The following is a 17272-nucleotide window of genomic DNA, read 5'->3' on the forward strand; positions in this document are numbered from 1 at the left end:
GGCTCCTAGCGCTGGATCAGGTAATCGGGGGAGCTCATCACGAGCAGGACGGCGAACTGAACGCGATCCACCCGCTCTTCGCGCGAGGTGTCCGGCGTATCGCCTTCGGCTTCTGCTGCGAAGTAATCTCTTAGCGCACCACGGGTCTGATCGCTCATCGCCCCGCTGGTTAAAAGAAGATCAAGCCGGGCGATCAACGCATCGGGCGTGTCCAAAAGCGCCAGCTCTTTCTCATAGCTCGCCACCCACGCGTTCACGCCCGGAGCCGCCGGCAGATCCACATTTAAGCGCCTGAGCCGGTCCTCGATTCGATCCAACCTGCGCTCGTCGCGGTCGGCGAGGATAAAATTATCGATGAAATTCACATAGCCGGGAGTCGTCGCGGTGGAGACCAGTTGCAGCTCGGGCATTGTGAGGTTCCGCTCGCCGGTGAGCGTGCCCGGTGCGATATAGCCGGGCCGGTAAAAGTTGAAGACCGAGGGTGCGCGGTGGGGATGCTGGGCCAGCCGGTCGCTGTCATCGGTGTCGTAGAGGTCAAAGACATACTCGGTGGGACCTGCGCCAATGTTGAAGGCGCGCGCCCAGTGGGCGAGCCGGAGTACGGGTTCGCGAACTTTGCCGAATTCCTGATTTTCGCGGGCCGCTTCAATGTTGCGCGCCTCCGGGTCGAACAGCACCGCCGCGATTGTGGCCGCTAGATCGCCGTTTCGGCCCTGACCGATCGTAACCATGTTCGGCAGCTGGAAACGCCCGGTTTGAAACGCCTGCGCGACGCGGCCGACATAGGCGGGCGAGGGGTTGCTGGTGACGAAACGCTGGATCAGCTGGCGCGCCAGGAACGGGGCCATGGTCGGCTGATCCATGAGATGATCGAGCGTCATGTCCACCGCGCTCGCCGCGCTGGTTCCAGCCGGAATGGTCAAACCGAGAAATGACTTGGCCTCTGGGGAGTGATCGTCTTCATCGATGATCAGCGGGGTCTGCATCCGCTCCCGGCGCTCTTCGCCCGTGCGAGCCCGGAACGCGTACTCGAACCCGGTGAACACCTTGGCCAGCTCTGTTATGTCATCATTGTCGTAAAGCTCGCCCGCTCCAATGGGGCGGCCCTGCATGTCGATATCTTCTACCCCGATGGTGAACAGCTGCAGCAATTCACGTGCGTAGTTTTCATCCGGCATCTCGCCGGTGTTGGGATCGGCCTTTTTCGAGCCAAGATAGGTCAGGTAATAGCCCATGGCTGGCGAGTAGGTGACGTCGTGGAGAAGGTCTCGGTAATTGCCGAACGCGTGCTCGATGAGCAGGTCCTGATAATAGATCATCCCTTCCGGCGTGCCGTTGAGCGTTCCGCTCGAGGCCGAAGTCACAAGGATCTGCGACAGGGCGAAGGCCATGCGCTGGCGCAGCTGATCGGGCGCACCGACGGCGTTCTCCCAGAAAATGAGTGTTGGCGAAGCGATCCGGAAGCCGGAGAAACCGTCCGTGGTGAGCCGCGCCATGTGTGCATCGAAGGCGGGGCGCATATAGCTTGGCTCAACCGCCAGCTGGGACTCGAACCAGTCTTCGGCGATCGCTCCGGTCCAGCGGTCAAGATCGCTCGGGCGCGCGCCGAACGCAGCCTGGCTCATGAACACGGCGACGCCCTCGCGAGACGAGAAGGTCGTGCCGGTGGGACCGCTGGGCGGCGGCCCGGCAGGGGCGTCTTCGCTGGCGCTCTCAGGACCGCTCGCCCCGCAGGAGGCCAGACTCAGAATGAGCGCTGCGGCGCACAGGGACTGGGAGAAAATACGCATGACCGTAACTCCACCTGAGCGCTGAGCGCGCACGACCGACCCCCATAATAGTGACCTTCACGGCACGCAGGGCGGAATTCAGGCGCCAGAGTGAAGCTTTAATGAATCTCGGCTGGGGATGGAGTTTAAGCCATTGAATTTCGTTTGAAGTTGGATATCGAAAAACGTCCCGGCCTGCGAGGCGATGTCTCTCCCCATCGGTCTGCGCCCGCCAGAGCCTTTATCCACCGGCGCGCAAATGCGGGATCGAGAAAGCGCGAATGACTGAAAAAATAAGCCGGTTCACAAGCGCTGCGTCGCGTTTGCGTTTCAGTCCGAGATGGTCAGAAGGGGCCCTGGCGGCTATTCTTGTTAAGGCTATGAAGAAATATCTCAATTACGGCGCTTTCGAACGTTCCGTCGCCTGGCTGGTCACCGCCGGTATGGCGGTGGTCATCGTGCTCGCCATGATCCATTTCGCCCGCGGCCTTTACGAAGCCATCATAGGCGTGGTTCCGGGCTGGGATTACAGTGCGTTCCAGATCCTGTTTGACCGGGTGCTCACCGTGGTCATCGCTCTGGAGCTGTCGCGCTCGGTTTTGCAGATGGCGCAGGGCGAGCATGGCCTGGCTCAGGTGCGCACGGTTGTGCTCATCGGCATCCTGGCCGTGGTGCGAAAGCTTATTCTGCTGGAAGTGGACAATACATCGGGCATGTTTCTACTCGGGATCGCCGCGGCGACCCTCGCGCTGGGCCTTGTCTATGCGCTTGTTCTGGAAGCTGAACGCCGGGCGCGAAAACAGGACCTGGGAGAGGCTGCTGACTAGCGTAGATCGCATACGATCAACTCGGCGGCGATCATCAATCCGATCGCGCTCGCCGCAAAGAACCACAGCCCCGGCAGGCTCGCAGCGCCCAGCGCGCCAGCGCTGGACCAGACCACGATGAGGATCGCGACCACCAGTACATCGGTAAGGGACCAGCGCCCGATCGCCTCGACGAAACGCGCAAGACCGGTCACGCCAGACGCCCGCCCGCGCAAGTGAAGAACGGCGAGCCCGGCAGATTTGAGGAGCGGCGTGATGATGGAGAAGGCGAAGACAAGCGCAGCGAGGCCAAGCTCACCCTCCTCAAAGAGCGCCTGAACGGTCTGAAGAAGGGAATACTCGGTCTTGAACAGCCAGAGCTGGCGCGTCTCCATGACCGGCAGCCAAAGGCCCAGCCCGAGAAACAAAACGCTGACGATCAGGATCGCCCGCGCAAGCCCGCCGCCGGCTGAGCCGTTGCGGGCGGGTGCTTGGCGGACCGGGATGTTCGCGGCTGAGGAAGCGGGATCTGTAATGGCCATTACCCAAGTTTGCCCGATCCCGCTTCGCTTGTCTCCGGTTTAGTAGCCCGAAAGCCGGGCGACTTCGCCAGCGCCGAACGCGTCGTCGCCGAGATATTCCCCGGCGGCCTGGGCGCGTTTGTAGTAAAGGCCGATATCATACTCGTCCGTCATGCCGACGCCGCCATGCATCTGAATACCTTCGGCCGCCGCCAGACGCGCCACCTGGGTGGCTTTGGCTTTCGCCGCCGCGCACCAGAGCGGCGCCTGGCTGGGCTGGGTGTCCAGCGTGGTGAGCGCGCGGCGCACCAGCGACTGTGTCAGCTCAAGCTCACCATAAAGATGGGCGGCGCGGTGCTGCAGTCCCTGGAAGGTGGCGATGGAGACGCCGAACTGCTCTCGGCCTTTCAGATAATCCAGCGTCACGTCGAACGCCTGCAGGGCCGAGCCGTAAAGCTCGGCGGCCTGGCAGGCCCGGCCGGCGTCCAGAAGGTGGCGATAGGCGGCCTCTGAATCCTGCGCGCCGGCCATCAGCGCTTCGCCGGTGAGCTTCACATCCGCAAATTTGATGTCGGCGGGCACATGGCTGTCAACGGTGCGCCGGGCGGTGCGTTCGACGCCGTCGGCTTGGGGATCGACAAGGAAAAGATTGATCTTGTCGTCCTCGGTGCGCGCGGCCACCACGAGCATGTCGGCGCCCATGGCGTTGACCACGTAGCGCTTGGCGCCGTTCAGGCGGAAGCCGTTGCCGTCCTTTGTTGCACGCGCTTCGATTTTCTCCGGATTGTGGCGGGCGCGCTCATCCAGGGCGAAGGCGAAGACGCATTCACCGGCGGCGATCCGCGCCAGCCAGCTGTCTTTCTGGGCGTCGGTGCCGGCGAGATTGAGCACGGTCGCGCCCATCACGGCGGTGGACAGATAGGGTGAAGAGGTGAGGGTGCGCCCGATCTCCTCAAGGATCACACCGGCGGCCGAATAGCCCATTTCAACGCCGCCATGGGCTTCGTCGACCAGCACGCCGGTCCAGCCCATTTCGGCCATCTGGCCCCATAGCTCCTTCGAGAACCCGACCGGGTCCTTGGCGTCACGCAGCTTGCGCAGCGCCGACACCGGCGAGGCCTCGGCGAGAAATCCGCGCGCGGAATCGCGCAGCATTTGCTCGTCTTCGTTCAGCACGAAGGTCATGAGTATAAATCCCTGTCTGAAATGCCGTTAGGCGCTCGGAAGGTCGAGCACGCGTTTCGCCACGATGTTGAGCTGAATCTCGCTGGTGCCGCCCTCGATGGAGTTGGCGCGACTGCGCAGCCAGGAGCGGGCGGTTTCACCGTCGGATTCCTTGTCGCCTTCCCAAAGCAGACCGTCATAGCCCAGCGCGCTCATATTGAGCTCGTTGCGGCGCTTGTTCAGCTCGGTGCCGATATATTTCAGCATCGAGGCGCGCGCACCTACGCCCTCGCCATGGTCAGCCTCTTCCTTGACCCGGCGCATGGTGGCGTCGAACGCAAGCCCGTCGATGGTCAGGCGCGCCACGTCGCCGCGCAGGATCGGATCGGATAGACGGCCGTCCTCCTCCACTTCGCCCGACTGATGGGCGGCGGTGACCGGGTTGAGCCCGCCGAACGCGGCCTCGGACACGATGCCCGCGCGTTCGTGGGACAGGAGATATTTCGCGATCTCCCAGCCTTGCCCGGCCTCTCCCAAGCGGTTCTTCTCCAGCGCCTTCGCGTCGTCAAAGAAGGTCTCGCAGAAGGGCGACTTGCCGCTGATCAGCTTGATCGGCTTGGTGGAGACTCCGGCCTGATCCATGTCGATGAGCAGGAATGAGATGCCGTTATATTTCGGCGCATCCGCTTCGGTGCGAACCAGCGCGAAAATCCAGTCGGATTTGTCGGCGTAGCTCGTCCACACTTTCTGGCCGTTCACCGTGTAGGTGTCGCCGTCGAGCACGCCCTTGGTGCGCAGAGACACCAGGTCGGAGCCGGCGCCCGGCTCCGAATATCCCTGGCACCAACGAATCTCGCCGCGTGCGATGGGAGGCAGGTGTTCGGCTTTCTGCTCGTGCGTGCCGTACTTCAAAAGCGCCGGGCCGAGCATCCAGATGCCGAAGCTGTCCAGCGGGCTGCGCGCGCCGATCGCTTTGAGTTCTTCCTTCAGGACAAAGGCTTCGTCCTTGGAAAGACCGGCGCCGCCGTATTCGGTCGGCCAGGTCGGAACGGTCCAGCCTTTTTCAGCCATGCGCTCCAGCCAGACCTTCTGGTCGTCGCTGGCGAAGGTCCAGCGTTTGCCGCCCCAGCAGATATCGGCTTCGGAACGGATGGGCTTGCGCATGCTCTCGGGGCAGTTGGCCTCGAGCCAGGCGCGGGTGTCCTTACGGAATGTATCGAGCGACATGGCGCTTCTCCTCCCTGACGTTTACGTAAAGGGTAAGGCGCGCGCCTCGCTCTGACCAGCCCCGGACCGCACGCAATTTCGACTGCGGGGCGGCGAAAGGGCGCGGCGAAAAGGCGCGCCGGTCTTGCCCGGATCGCGCGGGCCGTTACTTAGCGGCGCATCTAGAAAGCCTGAGGACCTGACCATGACGCCGTCGGCGACCGCCATTCCCAAAGCGTTTACTGCGCCGGACACCAGCAGGGCCATGTTCTGGTGGCTGGTGGTGGTGTCTCTGTTCGTCTGCGCCATGATCCTCGTGGGCGGGGCGACGCGGTTGACCGATTCAGGTCTAGCCATCACCGAATGGCGGCCGGTCACCGGCGCCATTCCGCCGCTCACCGCAGAAGGCTGGGAAGCCGAGCTTCAGAAATATCGCCTGATCCCGGAGTACCAGCAACAGAACCGCGGCATGTCCATGGGCGAGTTCCAGTTCATTTACTGGTGGGAGTGGGGCCATCGCCAGCTGGGGCGGACGCTGGGCCTTGTCTATTTTCTCCCCTTCGTTTTCTTCCTCGCCAAGGGGATCGCGCCCAAGCGGCTGCGTCCGCGGCTCTGGGTTCTCTTCGCGCTCGGCGGCCTGCAGGGCGCCATCGGCTGGTGGATGGTGTCGTCCGGGCTCGCAGACCGGCTGGACGTGAGCCAGTATCGGCTTGCGACGCACCTCACCATGGCGTTCGTGATTCTGGGCCTTAGCCTTTGGACCGCGCTGGAGCTTCGATACGGCGAGACGCGAGTCTCAAGCCGCACGAAGTTCTTCTCGTGGGCGGCGGCGTTCTGGGCGGCTGTCTTGCTGCAAGTGGCTCTTGGCGCCTTTGTCGCGGGCCTCGACGCCGGTCGCATCCACACCAGCTGGCCGGGCTTCAACGGGCGACTGATCCCGGAAGACTATCTGATGGGCATGCCGTTTCTTCAGGCGATCTTCGAGAGCCGGCCTGCGGTGCAGTTCCAGCACCGCTGGTTCGCCTATGCGCTCGCTGTCGCAGGCGGCGTGCTGGCCTGGGCCTATCACCGCAGCGGCGACAAGATGATGCGCAACTTCGCCCTCGTCCTGCCGGCGGTTCTCTTTGTACAGATCGCCCTTGGGATCGCGACGCTGGTCAGCGCCGCGCCTCTATCCTTGTCCCTGCTGCACCAGGGCGGCGCCATCGCATTGTTCCTCACCGCCGGGGCGGCGGCCTGGACGGCGGCGCGGGCGCTTCCGGCCGGTGCGGACTATCAGCTGTCGGCTGTGGCCACCGAGGCCGCCACCACTTCACGAGCAACCACTTCACGGGCGACGATCTTGACCCGGGAATCGGCACGGTCGTAGATCGCCACCAGCCCGGATGAAAACGCCATTCCGCCAAAGCTTTCACCGGTCACGGCAAGCGCCGCAGGGCTGTCGAACGCCGGCGCGTTAAGGCCGGCTTGCGTGCCGATATCGGCGACCAGCTCCAGAGAGCGCGCGTCAAAGACCTCAAGGCGTCCGGTATTGGATGAGGCCGCCAGAACCACGGGACGGCCGAGAAGCTCGGTATAGCCGATGTCAGAGACCGTAAGACCAGCGGAGAACGCGCGGGTCTCACCGTTTGTGGTCACGCGGGCCAGTCCTGCAGCCGGCGCCGCGATCAGCAGATCGTCGTCGACCGCCGCACAGCTGCGCGCCGCGAAGGGCAGGGGGAAACGGCCTTCCTCGGTGACGGTCAGACCGTCCCGCCCCCGGTCACTGACCCGCACGATCGTCGCCTCTGGGCCACGGCCCAGCAGGGCGAGATCCACATAGCCGATGCCATTTTCGTACAGGCAGACCGCCGCAGCGTCCCGGATCAGGGTCTCGCCCTCCAGCGGCAGCTCCACCACATCGCCAGCCTGGCGGATGACCGCGAAGCCGCGCAGCGAACCCGCGCCGTCGACGCCGAACAGGAGCGGGAAGATCTCGCCACGCAGCGCAAAGTCGGACGCGCCGATCACCGAGGCCAGCTGAGGTCCGGCCGCGTTGATCAGCGGTTCTCCTTCCACCGAAAAGATATCAAACCCGCCGTCTTGCAGCGTGGTCGCCACAAGACCGGTCCAGGGCGACTCGGCCGTGGGCAGAAAGACGAGCCCGCGCGCCTGCGCAGAGGGTTCAAACGCGCTCGTCACCACGGCGGTGCGGCGCAGGGATTCCTCGGCCTGGCGTTGTTCTGCGTCGCCGCCGTCCTCACCGGAGGAGCAGGCGGTCAGGCCGACGCTGGCGACAAGGAACGCTGCGCCCAGGGCCCGCGCACCGCGAAGGTGCGGCCGGGACCGCTCTGAACATTGAAGAAGAGGGTTGTCGCGTCGGGTGAAAAACATGGTCCGGTGATCTCGCTATATTCGCCCGTCTCGTCGGGGCTGGCGTTGCGCCCGATGGTATAGACCTCGCCGCCCGGCGTCACACCCCTGATGTATTGCTCGCCGTCGCCGTCTTCCACCACGATCAAGTCACCCCAGGGCGCCACGGTGATGTTATCGCACTTCTCCATGACGGCGGCGCTTGAGCTTTCGAACACCAGGGTCAGCTCGCCCGGCGCTTCGCGTTCCTGGCCATAGCCTTCAAAACGCGACGGCCGGTAGCGCCAGATCTGGCCGATCCGTTCCGGCCCGCCATCGGTGCAGCAGAAGAACACCTCGCCCTCGCCGAACCACATGCCTTCACCGCGGGTGAAGGCCGCCGCGCCATCCGCGACGGCGCGGGCCGCAAGATCGTTTTCAGGATTGTGAATGGCGTCCAGATCCACCCAGGAGGCGCGCAAGGTCTCGCCAACCGCGATCCGGTCGGCGTCGCGCCAGTTATAGGTCTCCAGCCCCGGACGGCCCTGCACCGCCAGCGCCTGCAGCCGCCCGCTCCGCCACAGCTCGCCTGGCGCGTCGGGCAGGAAGCGCGTGATCAGGCTCGGCCGGTCGTCTTCGGTCTGATAGACGATCCCGGTGCGCGGATCGACGGCGCAGGCCTCATGCTTGAAACGGCCAAGGCCGCGAAGCGGCGTCGGCTCCACCAGACCTAGATGATCGGCCGGCACTTCAAAGGCGAAGCCGTGGTCCAGGCGTGCGCCTTCGCCTGCCCGTGTCAGCGTCTCCTCACAGGACACCCAGCTGCCCCAGGGCGTCGGGCCGCCGGCGCAATTGTTTTCGGTTCCGGCCAGCGACAGGAACTGGCGCGCCACCCGTCCGGTTTCAGCGTCTACGTGCACCGTGGTGGTGCCGCCAAGATGGGGCCGATCGCGCTCGGTCCAGTCGTAAAGCCGGCTGGAATCGATGCGGGCGATGCGCTCGGCGTTCGGTCCGAAGGGTGAGATGTCGGTCTCGCTGGGGCGGATTTCATGATTGCGCACCAGCGTCACCAGCCCATCCGGTCCTGAAAAGGCGGCCATGCCGTCATGGTCGCCGGGGACAAGCAGGCCGTCATCCATGACGTCGCCGGTATCGGAGAACGTCGTGTAGCTGAAGCCCCGGGGCAGATCGAACAGACCGCGCGGATCGCCGACGAGCGCGCCGTAGCCCTCCACCTGGTTCTGATACCCATCAGGCGTGCGCCTGCCGCAGGCGGTCAGCGCTGGAAACGCCGAGAAGGCCGCGCTGACGGCTGCGGTCCGGGTCAGGAAACGGCGGCGCGAAAGGGTCATGGACGGGCTCCGTCGGGCAGGGGAGGGATGGCTCACCCCCTGTTTAAACAAACCCCAAGCGCTTGAATATACCGGGCTCATGAATTATGCGGTACTCAAATACCGCACTGCTAACTGCTTCACTTCACACGTTTTTCACAACAGCAGTTGACGAGTAAGCGTGGCGCGCGTAACAAGCGCGCTCTTCACGCGGGGGGTGGGCCTCCGCGTACACGCAATTGACCCAAGGCTGACGCGATGAAGACCTTTACCGCAAAGCCCGCGGACGTCGAGAACAAGTGGATCGTGATTGACGCCGAGGGGGCTATTGTCGGCCGCCTCGCCGCCTACATCGCCACCCGTCTCCGCGGCAAGCACCGTACCGACTTCACCCCCCATGTGGACACTGGCGACCATGTCGTCGTGATCAATGCGGACAAGGTGGTGTTCACCGGGCGCAAGCTTAACGACAAACGCTACTATCGCCACACCGGACATCCCGGCGGCATCAAGGAAACCAGCCCGCGCAAAGTGCTCGAGGGCCAGTTCCCCGAGCGCGTGCTCGAAGCGGCTGTGAAGCGCATGCTGCCCAAGGAAAGCCCGCTGGCCCGCGGACAATTCTCCAAGCTGCGCGTCTATGCGGGGCCTGAGCATCCGCATGAGGCCCAGAGCCCTGAAGTCGTCGACTTCAAATCCATGAACACCAAGAATGCGCGGAGCTGAGAATGGCTGAGCAAGCTCGTTCCCTCGATGACCTGAAATCCGCGCTGCAGGACGCCGGGTCTGACATTGTTCCGGAAGCCCCGGAAGAAGAAATCGTCGTCGAACCCAAGATCGATGAGCACGGTCGCGCTTACGCGACCGGCCGGCGCAAGAACGCCATTGCGCGCGTCTGGATCAAGCCGGGCAACGGCAAGATCGTCGTCAACGGCCGCGATCAAGAGGTCTATTTCGCGCGCCCCGTGCTGCGTATGGTGATCGCCCAGCCGTTCGAAACCGCCGAGCGCGTCGACCAGTTCGACGTGTTCGCCACGGTCACCGGCGGCGGGCTTTCCGGCCAGGCCGGCGCGGTGCGTCACGGCCTGTCGCGCGCCCTGGTCAATTACGAGCCGGGCCTGCGCCGGGTTCTGAAAGCCGCCGGATTCATGACTCGCGACTCCCGCGTGGTCGAACGCAAGAAGTACGGCCGCAAGAAAGCCCGCCGCAGCTTCCAGTTCTCCAAGCGCTAAGCCTTACTGGATCTTACGGCTATCTTGTTACACGGGCGGTTCCTCCGGGAGCCGCCCGTTTCTTTTGTGTGGAAAGCCGGTCGGCCAACGCGTCGAAGACGAGGCGGATACGTCGGCTGGTGTTGAGCTCACGGTGCGCGACGAGCCATGTGGGCACGTCCACCCGGAACTGGTCCTGCAGGATCGGCTCAAACCCTTCTTCATGGATCAGGTCAGTGGCGGCGACCAACAGGCCGACATCGGCGCGGCACAAGGCGACCTGCACCTCTCCCGTCGTACTAAAGGTACGTATGGTCGCCGGGTCGATCGTCAGACCGTGAGAGGCGAGGCCCTCAGCCGTGCGTTCGGACTGGTCAAATCCGATGAATTCATGGTGCGTCAGATCCGCAAGGCTGCGCGGCCGTCCGCATCGATCAAAATAAGCTGGCGTAGCGCACAGATACGCCGTGGTTTCCCCGATCAGCCGACCGATAAGGTCAGCCTGTGTCGGCCGCGCGTGGCGCACTGCAATGTCGGCTTCCCTGCGCTTGAGATCCTGAAGGGCGTTCGACGCGGTGATCTCAAGGTCGATGCCGGGAAATTCCCGGCGGATCTCAGCCACGACCGGCGCCAGCTGACGCGAGGCGAAGAGGCTTGTGGCCGTGATCGTGACCAGCCCTTCCACCGCATCCGAGCGGCCCGTCGCGGCCAGGCGAACCGCAATGGCGCCGTCGGCCATGGCCCGCACGTGCTCAGCAAGCGCAAGCCCCGTGTCCGTGGGTGTCAGGCTTCGCCGGCTGCGTTCGAACAGAACCACGCCAAGCGCGGTCTCCAGCGCTGAGATCTGGCGTGAAATTGTCGGTTGGGTCTGTCCCAGCGTCCGTGCGGCGGCGGAAAACGACCCCGTCTGAACCGCAGCCAGGAAGGCGCGGGCCTGATTCCAGTCAAAATCGATCGCACCCCAGTTCATCGTTTTACGTATATCAGATGTTCTTCGATGCGTCTTTATTGAAGATATATGCATGGCTAAAACAGGGGCGACTACACGGCGAAAGACGGTTGCGCCGCAAAAGGACGCCCACAATGCAAGACGCTGATTTCTGGAACGCCTTGGCGGCGAAGTATTTTCGCACGCCGATTTCCGACGAGGCCGCGTATGAGGAAAAGCTGGCGATCACGCGCCGCTATCTCACCGCCGACGACCGCCTGCTCGAAGTGGGCTGCGGCACGGGTGGAACGGCCGTCGCGCTTGCGCCGCGCGTGCGTCAGGTGATCGCCACCGATTACTCCGAGCGCATGATCGAATTTGCCTGGAGCCGCGTTGACTCCACCCGGATCCAGAACGTGAGCTTCGAAGTCCGGGCGCTTGAAGACATCCGAGCGACGCAGCCCTTTGACGCCGTCCTGGCCATGAGCCTCTTGCATCTGATACGCGACCGGTCCGCCGCCCTCTCAAAGCTGCGTGAACTGGTCAAGCCAGGCGGCTACTTCATCAGCAGCACAGCCTGCATCGCCGACCGGATGGCTTTCATGCGCCCGATTCTTCCAGTGATGCGCCTGTGTGGCGCGGCGCCCTGGGCCGCCGTGTTCAAAGAGGAGCAGCTTCGAAGTGAGATCGAGGCGGCCGGTTTCGAGATCGTCCAGCGCTTCCGGCCCCGCAAAGCCATGGCGGTGTTCTTCGTTGCGCGCCGCTCCGGCTCAGCCTAGCACGCCTGAACGAGGTGGGGTGGTCTCCACGCTCAACGCGCGAACCGGACACGGCGTTGTGACCGCTTGGCGGTTATGCGGATATCAGTCTCGCTTATTTGGAGGAAATCCATCGCCTGTTGTCGTGGGGCGCGGCGGTCCGGTCCTGAAGCTGTTCATCTCTCGCTACGCCCTAAGGCGTGAGCGACTCCTTGCTCAGCCCAGCGCGTCGCGAAACAGTGAGAGCGCGGTCTCCACGCTCAAGTCGCGCACCGTGCTGCGGCCCACATCGCCGAAGCGCCGCTCCAGGGTCTGCGTCTTGCGCCCGGCGCCGGCGAGCGAGAACCAGACCAGGCCCACCGGCTTGGCGTTCGTTCCGCCGCCGGGTCCGGCCACTCCAGTGATCGACACGGCAAGCTGGGCGTGGCTACGCGCCAACGCGCCCTCGGCCATGGCGCGGGCGACGTCTTCGCTCACCGCGCCATGGGTCTCGATCAATATCATCGGCACGCCAAGCAGCTCGCATTTGGCTTCGTTGGAATAGGTCACAAAGCCGCGATCCACGACGCTGGAGGAGCCTGGAATCCCGGTCAGCGCCGCGCTCACCAGTCCACCGGTGCAGCTTTCAGCCATCGCCAGCTTCACGTCTTGCTCACGGGCGAGATCGAGCACCTGTGCGGCGAGATCTGAGCTTGCATCCATGAGGATCGCCCTTCGTTCTAGATCCTGACGGTGACCACGGCTTCGGCGGCGAGGCCTTCGCCCCGGCCGGTGAAGCCGAGCTGTTCGGTGGTGGTGGCCTTGATGTTCACCCTTGCCGGGGCGAGCTGCAACAGCTCTGCGACGCGTGCTTTCATGGCCGCCTTGTGCGGGCCGATCTTCGGGCGCTCGCAGATCAGGGTGACGTCGCAATGGACCGGCGACGCGCCCGCTTCAGCCGCGATTCCAACGGCGTGACGCAGGAACATGGCGCTGTCCGCGCCGCGCCATCGCTCGTCCGTAGGCGGAAAATGATCACCGATATCGCCAAGCCCAGCCGCGCCCAGAAGCGCGTCTGTGATGGCGTGAAGGCCGGCATCGGCGTCGGAATGGCCGATGAGGTGCAGATTGCAGGCGATGAAGACACCGCACAGATGTACACCGTCGCCCGGCGCCAAGCGGTGCACGTCATAGCCCAGACCGCTCACGGTCACCGCTGCGGCAGGCGTTGCGCCATCGGCGCGCAGCTGCGCCTCGGCGCGGGCGAAATCGTCCGGCCAGGTGATCTTGAAATTGGCTTCATCGCCGGGGACCAGAACGACTTCGATCGCGGCGGCCCGCGCCAGCGACACCTCGTCGGGAAAGTCGGTTTCGCCGGCCTTACTGAACGCGGCGCGTAAGGGCGCGGTCTGGAACGCCTGGGGCGTCTGCATGCGCCAGAGCCCGGTACGATCCACCGCCTCGACGCCGGCCTCGCCGTCGCGCACCAGAGCATCGCTCAAGGCCAGAGCCGGCGCGGCGCCCTCGGCGTCATCAAGCGCGGCCGCGAGATCGTCCAGGATCCGGGCGGTGAGAAGAGGGCGCGCCGCATCATGGATCATCACCCGGTCTTCTCCGGCGGCGGCCAGAGCCGCGCGCACCGAGGCGGTGCGGCTGGCGCCGCCCTCCACAAGGCGCACGGCGCCCGACAGCGGACCAAGGGCGGTTTTGATGGCGTCCTGCTCGCCCGGCGCAATGGCGATGATGATCTCGCGGCAGTCTGGATGGGTCTTGAACCGCTCCACCGACCACGCCAGCACCGGCTTTCCGGCCAGGGTGCGCAGCTGTTTGGGCACGCCGCCGCCGGCGCGTTCACCGCGCCCGGCCGCGACGATCAGGGCTGAGAATCCAAGCTTTGACATGGCCCAAGCGTTACGGCGTCTGGAACGGCGCGTCCAGACGCGCTATGGCCTACTCCCATGCAGATGACGGCGAAACATGGCGGGTTTCATATCGGTCCGGTGCGCGTGGAGCGCCCGGTGCTGCTCGCGCCCATGTCCGGCGTCACCGACTGGCCGTTCCGCCGCCAGGCCTATCGCTTTGGCGCGGGGCTGGTCGTGTCTGAAATGGTCGCCTGCGAAACCCTGGCTCAGGGCCGCGAAGACGTGATCCGGCGCATGGCCGCCGACGCGTCATGCGGCCCCCATGTGGTGCAGCTTGCCGGCCGCGAAGCAAAATGGATGGATGTGGGCGCGCGGCTGGCGCAAGACGCCGGCGCTGAAATCATCGACATCAATATGGGCTGCCCCGCCAAGCAGGTGACGCGCGGCCTCTCCGGCTCGGCGCTGATGCGCGATCTTGATCATGCGCTTACCCTCATCGAGGCGACGGTGAACGCGGTCTCGGTCCCGGTGACGCTGAAAATGCGTCTGGGCTGGGACCATGAGACGATCAACGCGCCCGAACTCGCCCGCCGCGCCGAAGCCGCCGGGATCCGCATGATCACCGTCCATGGCCGCACGCGCCAGCAATTCTACACAGGACAGGCCGACTGGAGCGCGGTCGCCGGTGTGCGCGAGGCGATCTCCATTCCCCTGGTGGTGAACGGCGACATCAAGACGCCGCAAGACGCGCGCACCGCGCTTCTGGCCTCCGGCGCGGACGCGGTGATGATCGGACGTGCCAGCCATGGGCGGCCCTGGCTGCCCGGCGCGGTCGCCGGCAGCCTTCTAAGCGGCGGCGCCCTTGTGGAGCCGAGCCGCGAGGAGGGCGCCGCCAGCCTTTCAGACGCGGCGCGCGATGCTGCGTCGCTCTACGGCGAGGCGCTCGGCGTCCGGTGCATGCGCAAGCATTTCGCCAGCTTTGTAGACTGGGCCGAGCCTGATCCGGAAACGGCGCGCCAATGGCGGGCGCGGCTGTGCAAGGCCGCGACCCTGGACGATGCGCTGAACGCGCTCTCCGCTTTTGCGTGCGGCGATGTGCGAGACGCCGCGTGAGCGGTTTTGATCCGGGTGTCCGGGCCGCCGAAGCTGCGCCGGTGGGTCTTGTTCTGGTCGATGGCGAGGGCCGGATCATCTTCATCAATGACAGTGCTGAAACCCTGATCGGGCGCTCGCGCAAACAGCTGTCCGGCGCGCCCTTGGCGGACGCCGGACCGGTGGGCGCCGCCGCCGACGCGCTGGCGCGCCGCGCGGTGAAGGAGGCCCGCGGCGTCGTCGCCCACGATCTGCCGATCTCGCTACCGGATGCGCTGGTGCGGCTGTCCATAGACGCCGCGCCGGAGGGCGAGGGGGCCTGCGTGTGCTTGCGGCCCTGGCCGGAAAGCGGCGCCAGCCCGCGCGGGGACACGGCGGCGAACGCGGCGGCCGGATTTGGCCGCATGCTCTCTCACGAGCTGAAAAATCCCATCGCGGGGGCCCGCGGCGCCGCCCAGCTCATCGCCCAGAGCGACGACGAAGAAATCGCCGAACTCGCCGGGCTCATCGTCTCCGAGCTCGACCGGGCGCGCCGCATCGCCGAGCGCTGGAGCGGCATCGGCGAGCTGACGCCTGGACCGCTCCAGCCGGTCAATCTCCATGCCCTGGTGCGCGAGGCGGTCCGCTCCGCCGCCGCCGGGGCCGCCGAAGGCGTCACCTTCGAGGAGCATTTTGATCCCTCGATCCCCGACGCAGAAGCCGATCGCGATCTGGTGTTGCAGGCGGTGCTCAATCTGTTGATCAACGCCGCCGAGGCGGTGCAGGAGCAGGGCGGCGCCGTGAGTGTCTCCACCCGCTATCGCAGTGCACGTCCCGGCGGGCCTGCTCCTGACGCGCGCCTTGAGATTCAGGTCCTCGACGAAGGACCGGGCGTGCCCGATCATCTTCAGGAGGCGGTGTTCAACCCGTTCGTCACAGGCAAGCCCGCGGGGGAAGGACTTGGGCTGGCCCTGGTGTCGCGGATCGCGGAACTGCATGGCGGCGGGGTGGAGTTCTCCAGCCAGCCGGGCCGGACCTTGTTCCACCTCTATCTGCGCGAGGCGGGCCGATGAGCCACCGTATCCTGATCCTTGAAGACGACGATTCGCTGCGCCTGGTGATTTCCAAGGCGTTGTCGCGCGCAGGTTTTGAAGTGCGCTCCACCGCATCGCCGCAAACGGCGGTGGACCGGATGACCGCCGGCGACGCCGACGCACTGGTGGCCGATGTGCTTCTTGGCCGCGAGAACTTCCTGGAGCGCCTCGACGAGATCGCCCGCGTCCGCCCCGACGCCCCGGTCGTGGTGATGAGCGCGCAGACCACTGCGGCGACCGCCATCGGCGCGGCCAAGCGCGGCGCTTTTGAGTATCTTGCAAAACCGTTTGATCTCAACGACCTGGTGGATATCCTTGAGAGAGCACTGAAGCGGCCGCCCCACCGGCCGCGTAGCGAGCGCGAAGGGTTTGGCGGCCTTGTCGGGCGCTCCGCCGCCATGCAGGCGGCGTTCCGCTCGCTGGGGCGACTGGCCAAGCGCCGCGATCCGGTGCTGATCGTGGGACCGGACGGATCGGGCCGGGGCGCGTTCGCCCGCGTCCTTCACCGGGAATCTGGGCGCGATTCGGCCCTTGTGGAAGCGGGACCGGAGCGTCTCCGCGATCTTCCTGACATTCTGGACCAGGAGGCGGACGCCATCCTGCTGCGCCGGGCCGAGGCGTGGGATGCGCGCACCAGAGGCCGCGTGCTTGAGCGCCTTGAATCAGACACGCCCGGCGCCCCGCGCCTGATCGTCACCGCCCACAGCGATGTGCGCACCGCTTTGCCTGCGGTCCTGATTGACCGGCTGGCGGTCGGGTTGCTGGACATTCCGCCCTTGCGCAGCCGGGGCGAGGACCGCGCGCTCCTGTTTCGTCATTTTCTGGCGAAAGCCGGGGCGGACCGGTTCAGCCTGAGCGAGGACGGGGCGGCGCTGGTCAATACGCTGGGCTGGACCGGCGAGGTTCTGGAGCTGAAGCGCACTGCTGAGCGCATCGCAGCCCTTGGCGTTCCGGGCGAAGTGGGTCCGGGCGATATCGAGGCCGCCCGCGCCGCGCCGCGCGCCGCCGACCCGGACACGGCGCTTCAGGACGCCGCCGCGCGCTATTTCGCATCGGCCGGCCCCGGCGATGATCTCGCCGCGCGAGCGATGGCCGCCCTTGAGACCGGCCTCATCCGGGCGTCTCTGGAAGAGACCGGCGGGATTCGTCAGGACGCGGCGCTCCGTCTGGGCATGAATCGCAACACATTCGCAAGGCGGATATCGGCCCTTGGTCTTGACGGCGCGGATGAAGATGCGCCCTGA

At 65.4% G+C, this 17272-nt stretch carries 17 protein-coding genes; 8 read left to right on the top strand and 9 right to left on the bottom strand.

What is annotated here, in order from left to right; genetic code table 11:
• Positions 1 to 5: 5 nt before the first annotated feature.
• On the bottom strand, positions 6 to 1790 hold the full coding sequence (locus tag ACWCOP_RS07280) for a DUF1800 domain-containing protein (protein WP_478250561.1): 1785 nt from the start codon (positions 1788 to 1790) through the stop codon (positions 6 to 8).
• 359 nt (positions 1791 to 2149) lie between these two features.
• On the opposite strand from ACWCOP_RS07280, the gene ACWCOP_RS07285 reads away from it, so the two are divergent.
• Positions 2150 to 2596, top strand: coding sequence for a phosphate-starvation-inducible PsiE family protein (locus ACWCOP_RS07285; RefSeq protein WP_478250562.1), 447 nt, complete (start codon positions 2150 to 2152; stop codon positions 2594 to 2596).
• On the opposite strand, the gene ACWCOP_RS07290 is transcribed toward ACWCOP_RS07285, so the two are convergent.
• The 3 genes from ACWCOP_RS07290 to ACWCOP_RS07300 are packed head-to-tail and all read right to left on the bottom strand — an operon-like array spanning position 2593 to position 5487.
• Complete coding sequence (locus tag ACWCOP_RS07290) at positions 2593 to 3117, bottom strand: paraquat-inducible protein A (RefSeq protein ID WP_478250563.1); 525 nt, start codon at positions 3115 to 3117, stop codon at positions 2593 to 2595. The genes ACWCOP_RS07285 and ACWCOP_RS07290 overlap by 4 nt on opposite strands.
• Positions 3118 to 3156: 39 nt before the next feature.
• The gene (locus ACWCOP_RS07295; RefSeq protein ID WP_478250564.1) at positions 3157 to 4281 is read right to left on the bottom strand and encodes an acyl-CoA dehydrogenase family protein; all 1125 of its coding nucleotides are present in this window, start codon (positions 4279 to 4281) and stop codon (positions 3157 to 3159) included.
• A gap of 27 nt (positions 4282 to 4308) precedes the next feature.
• Positions 4309 to 5487 (bottom strand): acyl-CoA dehydrogenase family protein, encoded by a 1179-nt coding sequence (locus ACWCOP_RS07300; protein ID WP_478250565.1) that lies wholly within the window; start codon positions 5485 to 5487, stop codon positions 4309 to 4311.
• A gap of 184 nt (positions 5488 to 5671) precedes the next feature.
• Between ACWCOP_RS07300 and ACWCOP_RS07305 the strand changes: the two genes are divergently transcribed.
• Positions 5672 to 6835, top strand: a complete 1164-nt coding sequence (locus tag ACWCOP_RS07305) for a COX15/CtaA family protein (RefSeq protein WP_478250566.1) — start codon at positions 5672 to 5674, stop codon at positions 6833 to 6835.
• On the opposite strand, the gene ACWCOP_RS07310 is transcribed toward ACWCOP_RS07305, so the two are convergent.
• A complete protein-coding gene (locus ACWCOP_RS07310; RefSeq protein WP_478250567.1) occupies positions 6742 to 7839 on the bottom strand; it encodes a hypothetical protein in 1098 nt (365 codons plus the stop codon). The genes ACWCOP_RS07305 and ACWCOP_RS07310 overlap by 94 nt on opposite strands.
• Complete coding sequence (locus ACWCOP_RS07315; protein ID WP_478250568.1) at positions 7725 to 9149, bottom strand: alkaline phosphatase PhoX; 1425 nt, start codon at positions 9147 to 9149, stop codon at positions 7725 to 7727. Before ACWCOP_RS07315 ends, ACWCOP_RS07310 begins: the two co-directional genes overlap by 115 nt.
• Positions 9150 to 9386: 237 nt before the next feature.
• Here ACWCOP_RS07315 and rplM point away from each other — a divergent pair, with 237 nt between their 5' ends.
• Positions 9387 to 9851, top strand: a complete 465-nt coding sequence (rplM, locus tag ACWCOP_RS07320; RefSeq protein ID WP_478250569.1) for a 50S ribosomal protein L13 — start codon at positions 9387 to 9389, stop codon at positions 9849 to 9851.
• 2 nt (positions 9852 to 9853) lie between these two features.
• Positions 9854 to 10357: a 30S ribosomal protein S9 gene (rpsI, locus tag ACWCOP_RS07325; protein WP_478250570.1), complete on the top strand. Its 504-nt coding sequence runs from the start codon at positions 9854 to 9856 to the stop codon at positions 10355 to 10357.
• A 19-nt stretch (positions 10358 to 10376) separates the two neighbouring features.
• Here rpsI and ACWCOP_RS07330 read toward each other — a convergent pair whose 3' ends face one another.
• Positions 10377 to 11306: a LysR family transcriptional regulator gene (locus ACWCOP_RS07330; protein WP_478250571.1), complete on the bottom strand. Its 930-nt coding sequence runs from the start codon at positions 11304 to 11306 to the stop codon at positions 10377 to 10379.
• Between the two features lie 17 nt (positions 11307 to 11323).
• Between ACWCOP_RS07330 and ACWCOP_RS07335 the strand changes: the two genes are divergently transcribed.
• Positions 11324 to 12043 carry a class I SAM-dependent methyltransferase gene (locus ACWCOP_RS07335; protein ID WP_478250572.1) on the top strand — a complete coding sequence of 240 codons (720 nt, stop codon included), beginning with the start codon at positions 11324 to 11326 and terminating at the stop codon, positions 12041 to 12043.
• A gap of 195 nt (positions 12044 to 12238) precedes the next feature.
• On the opposite strand, the gene ACWCOP_RS07340 is transcribed toward ACWCOP_RS07335, so the two are convergent.
• Both ACWCOP_RS07340 and ACWCOP_RS07345 read right to left on the bottom strand, forming a co-directional pair.
• Positions 12239 to 12724, bottom strand: coding sequence for a CinA family protein (locus ACWCOP_RS07340; RefSeq protein WP_478250573.1), 486 nt, complete (start codon positions 12722 to 12724; stop codon positions 12239 to 12241).
• 17 nt (positions 12725 to 12741) lie between these two features.
• On the bottom strand, positions 12742 to 13902 hold the full coding sequence (locus tag ACWCOP_RS07345) for a bifunctional 2-C-methyl-D-erythritol 4-phosphate cytidylyltransferase/2-C-methyl-D-erythritol 2,4-cyclodiphosphate synthase (RefSeq protein ID WP_478250574.1): 1161 nt from the start codon (positions 13900 to 13902) through the stop codon (positions 12742 to 12744).
• Between the two features lie 57 nt (positions 13903 to 13959).
• On the opposite strand from ACWCOP_RS07345, the gene dusB reads away from it, so the two are divergent.
• From dusB to ACWCOP_RS07360, 3 genes are read left to right on the top strand one after another with little or no spacing between them, the layout of a single operon-like run.
• Positions 13960 to 14976, top strand: coding sequence for a tRNA dihydrouridine synthase DusB (gene dusB, locus ACWCOP_RS07350; protein WP_478250575.1), 1017 nt, complete (start codon positions 13960 to 13962; stop codon positions 14974 to 14976).
• The gene (locus tag ACWCOP_RS07355) at positions 14973 to 16007 is read left to right on the top strand and encodes a two-component system sensor histidine kinase NtrB (RefSeq protein ID WP_478250576.1); all 1035 of its coding nucleotides are present in this window, start codon (positions 14973 to 14975) and stop codon (positions 16005 to 16007) included. Before dusB ends, ACWCOP_RS07355 begins: the two co-directional genes overlap by 4 nt.
• Positions 16004 to 17272 carry a sigma-54-dependent transcriptional regulator gene (locus tag ACWCOP_RS07360; protein WP_478250577.1) on the top strand — a complete coding sequence of 423 codons (1269 nt, stop codon included), beginning with the start codon at positions 16004 to 16006 and terminating at the stop codon, positions 17270 to 17272. Before ACWCOP_RS07355 ends, ACWCOP_RS07360 begins: the two co-directional genes overlap by 4 nt.

Source organism: Apolloniradiicaulis salifontis, assembly GCF_053756655.1.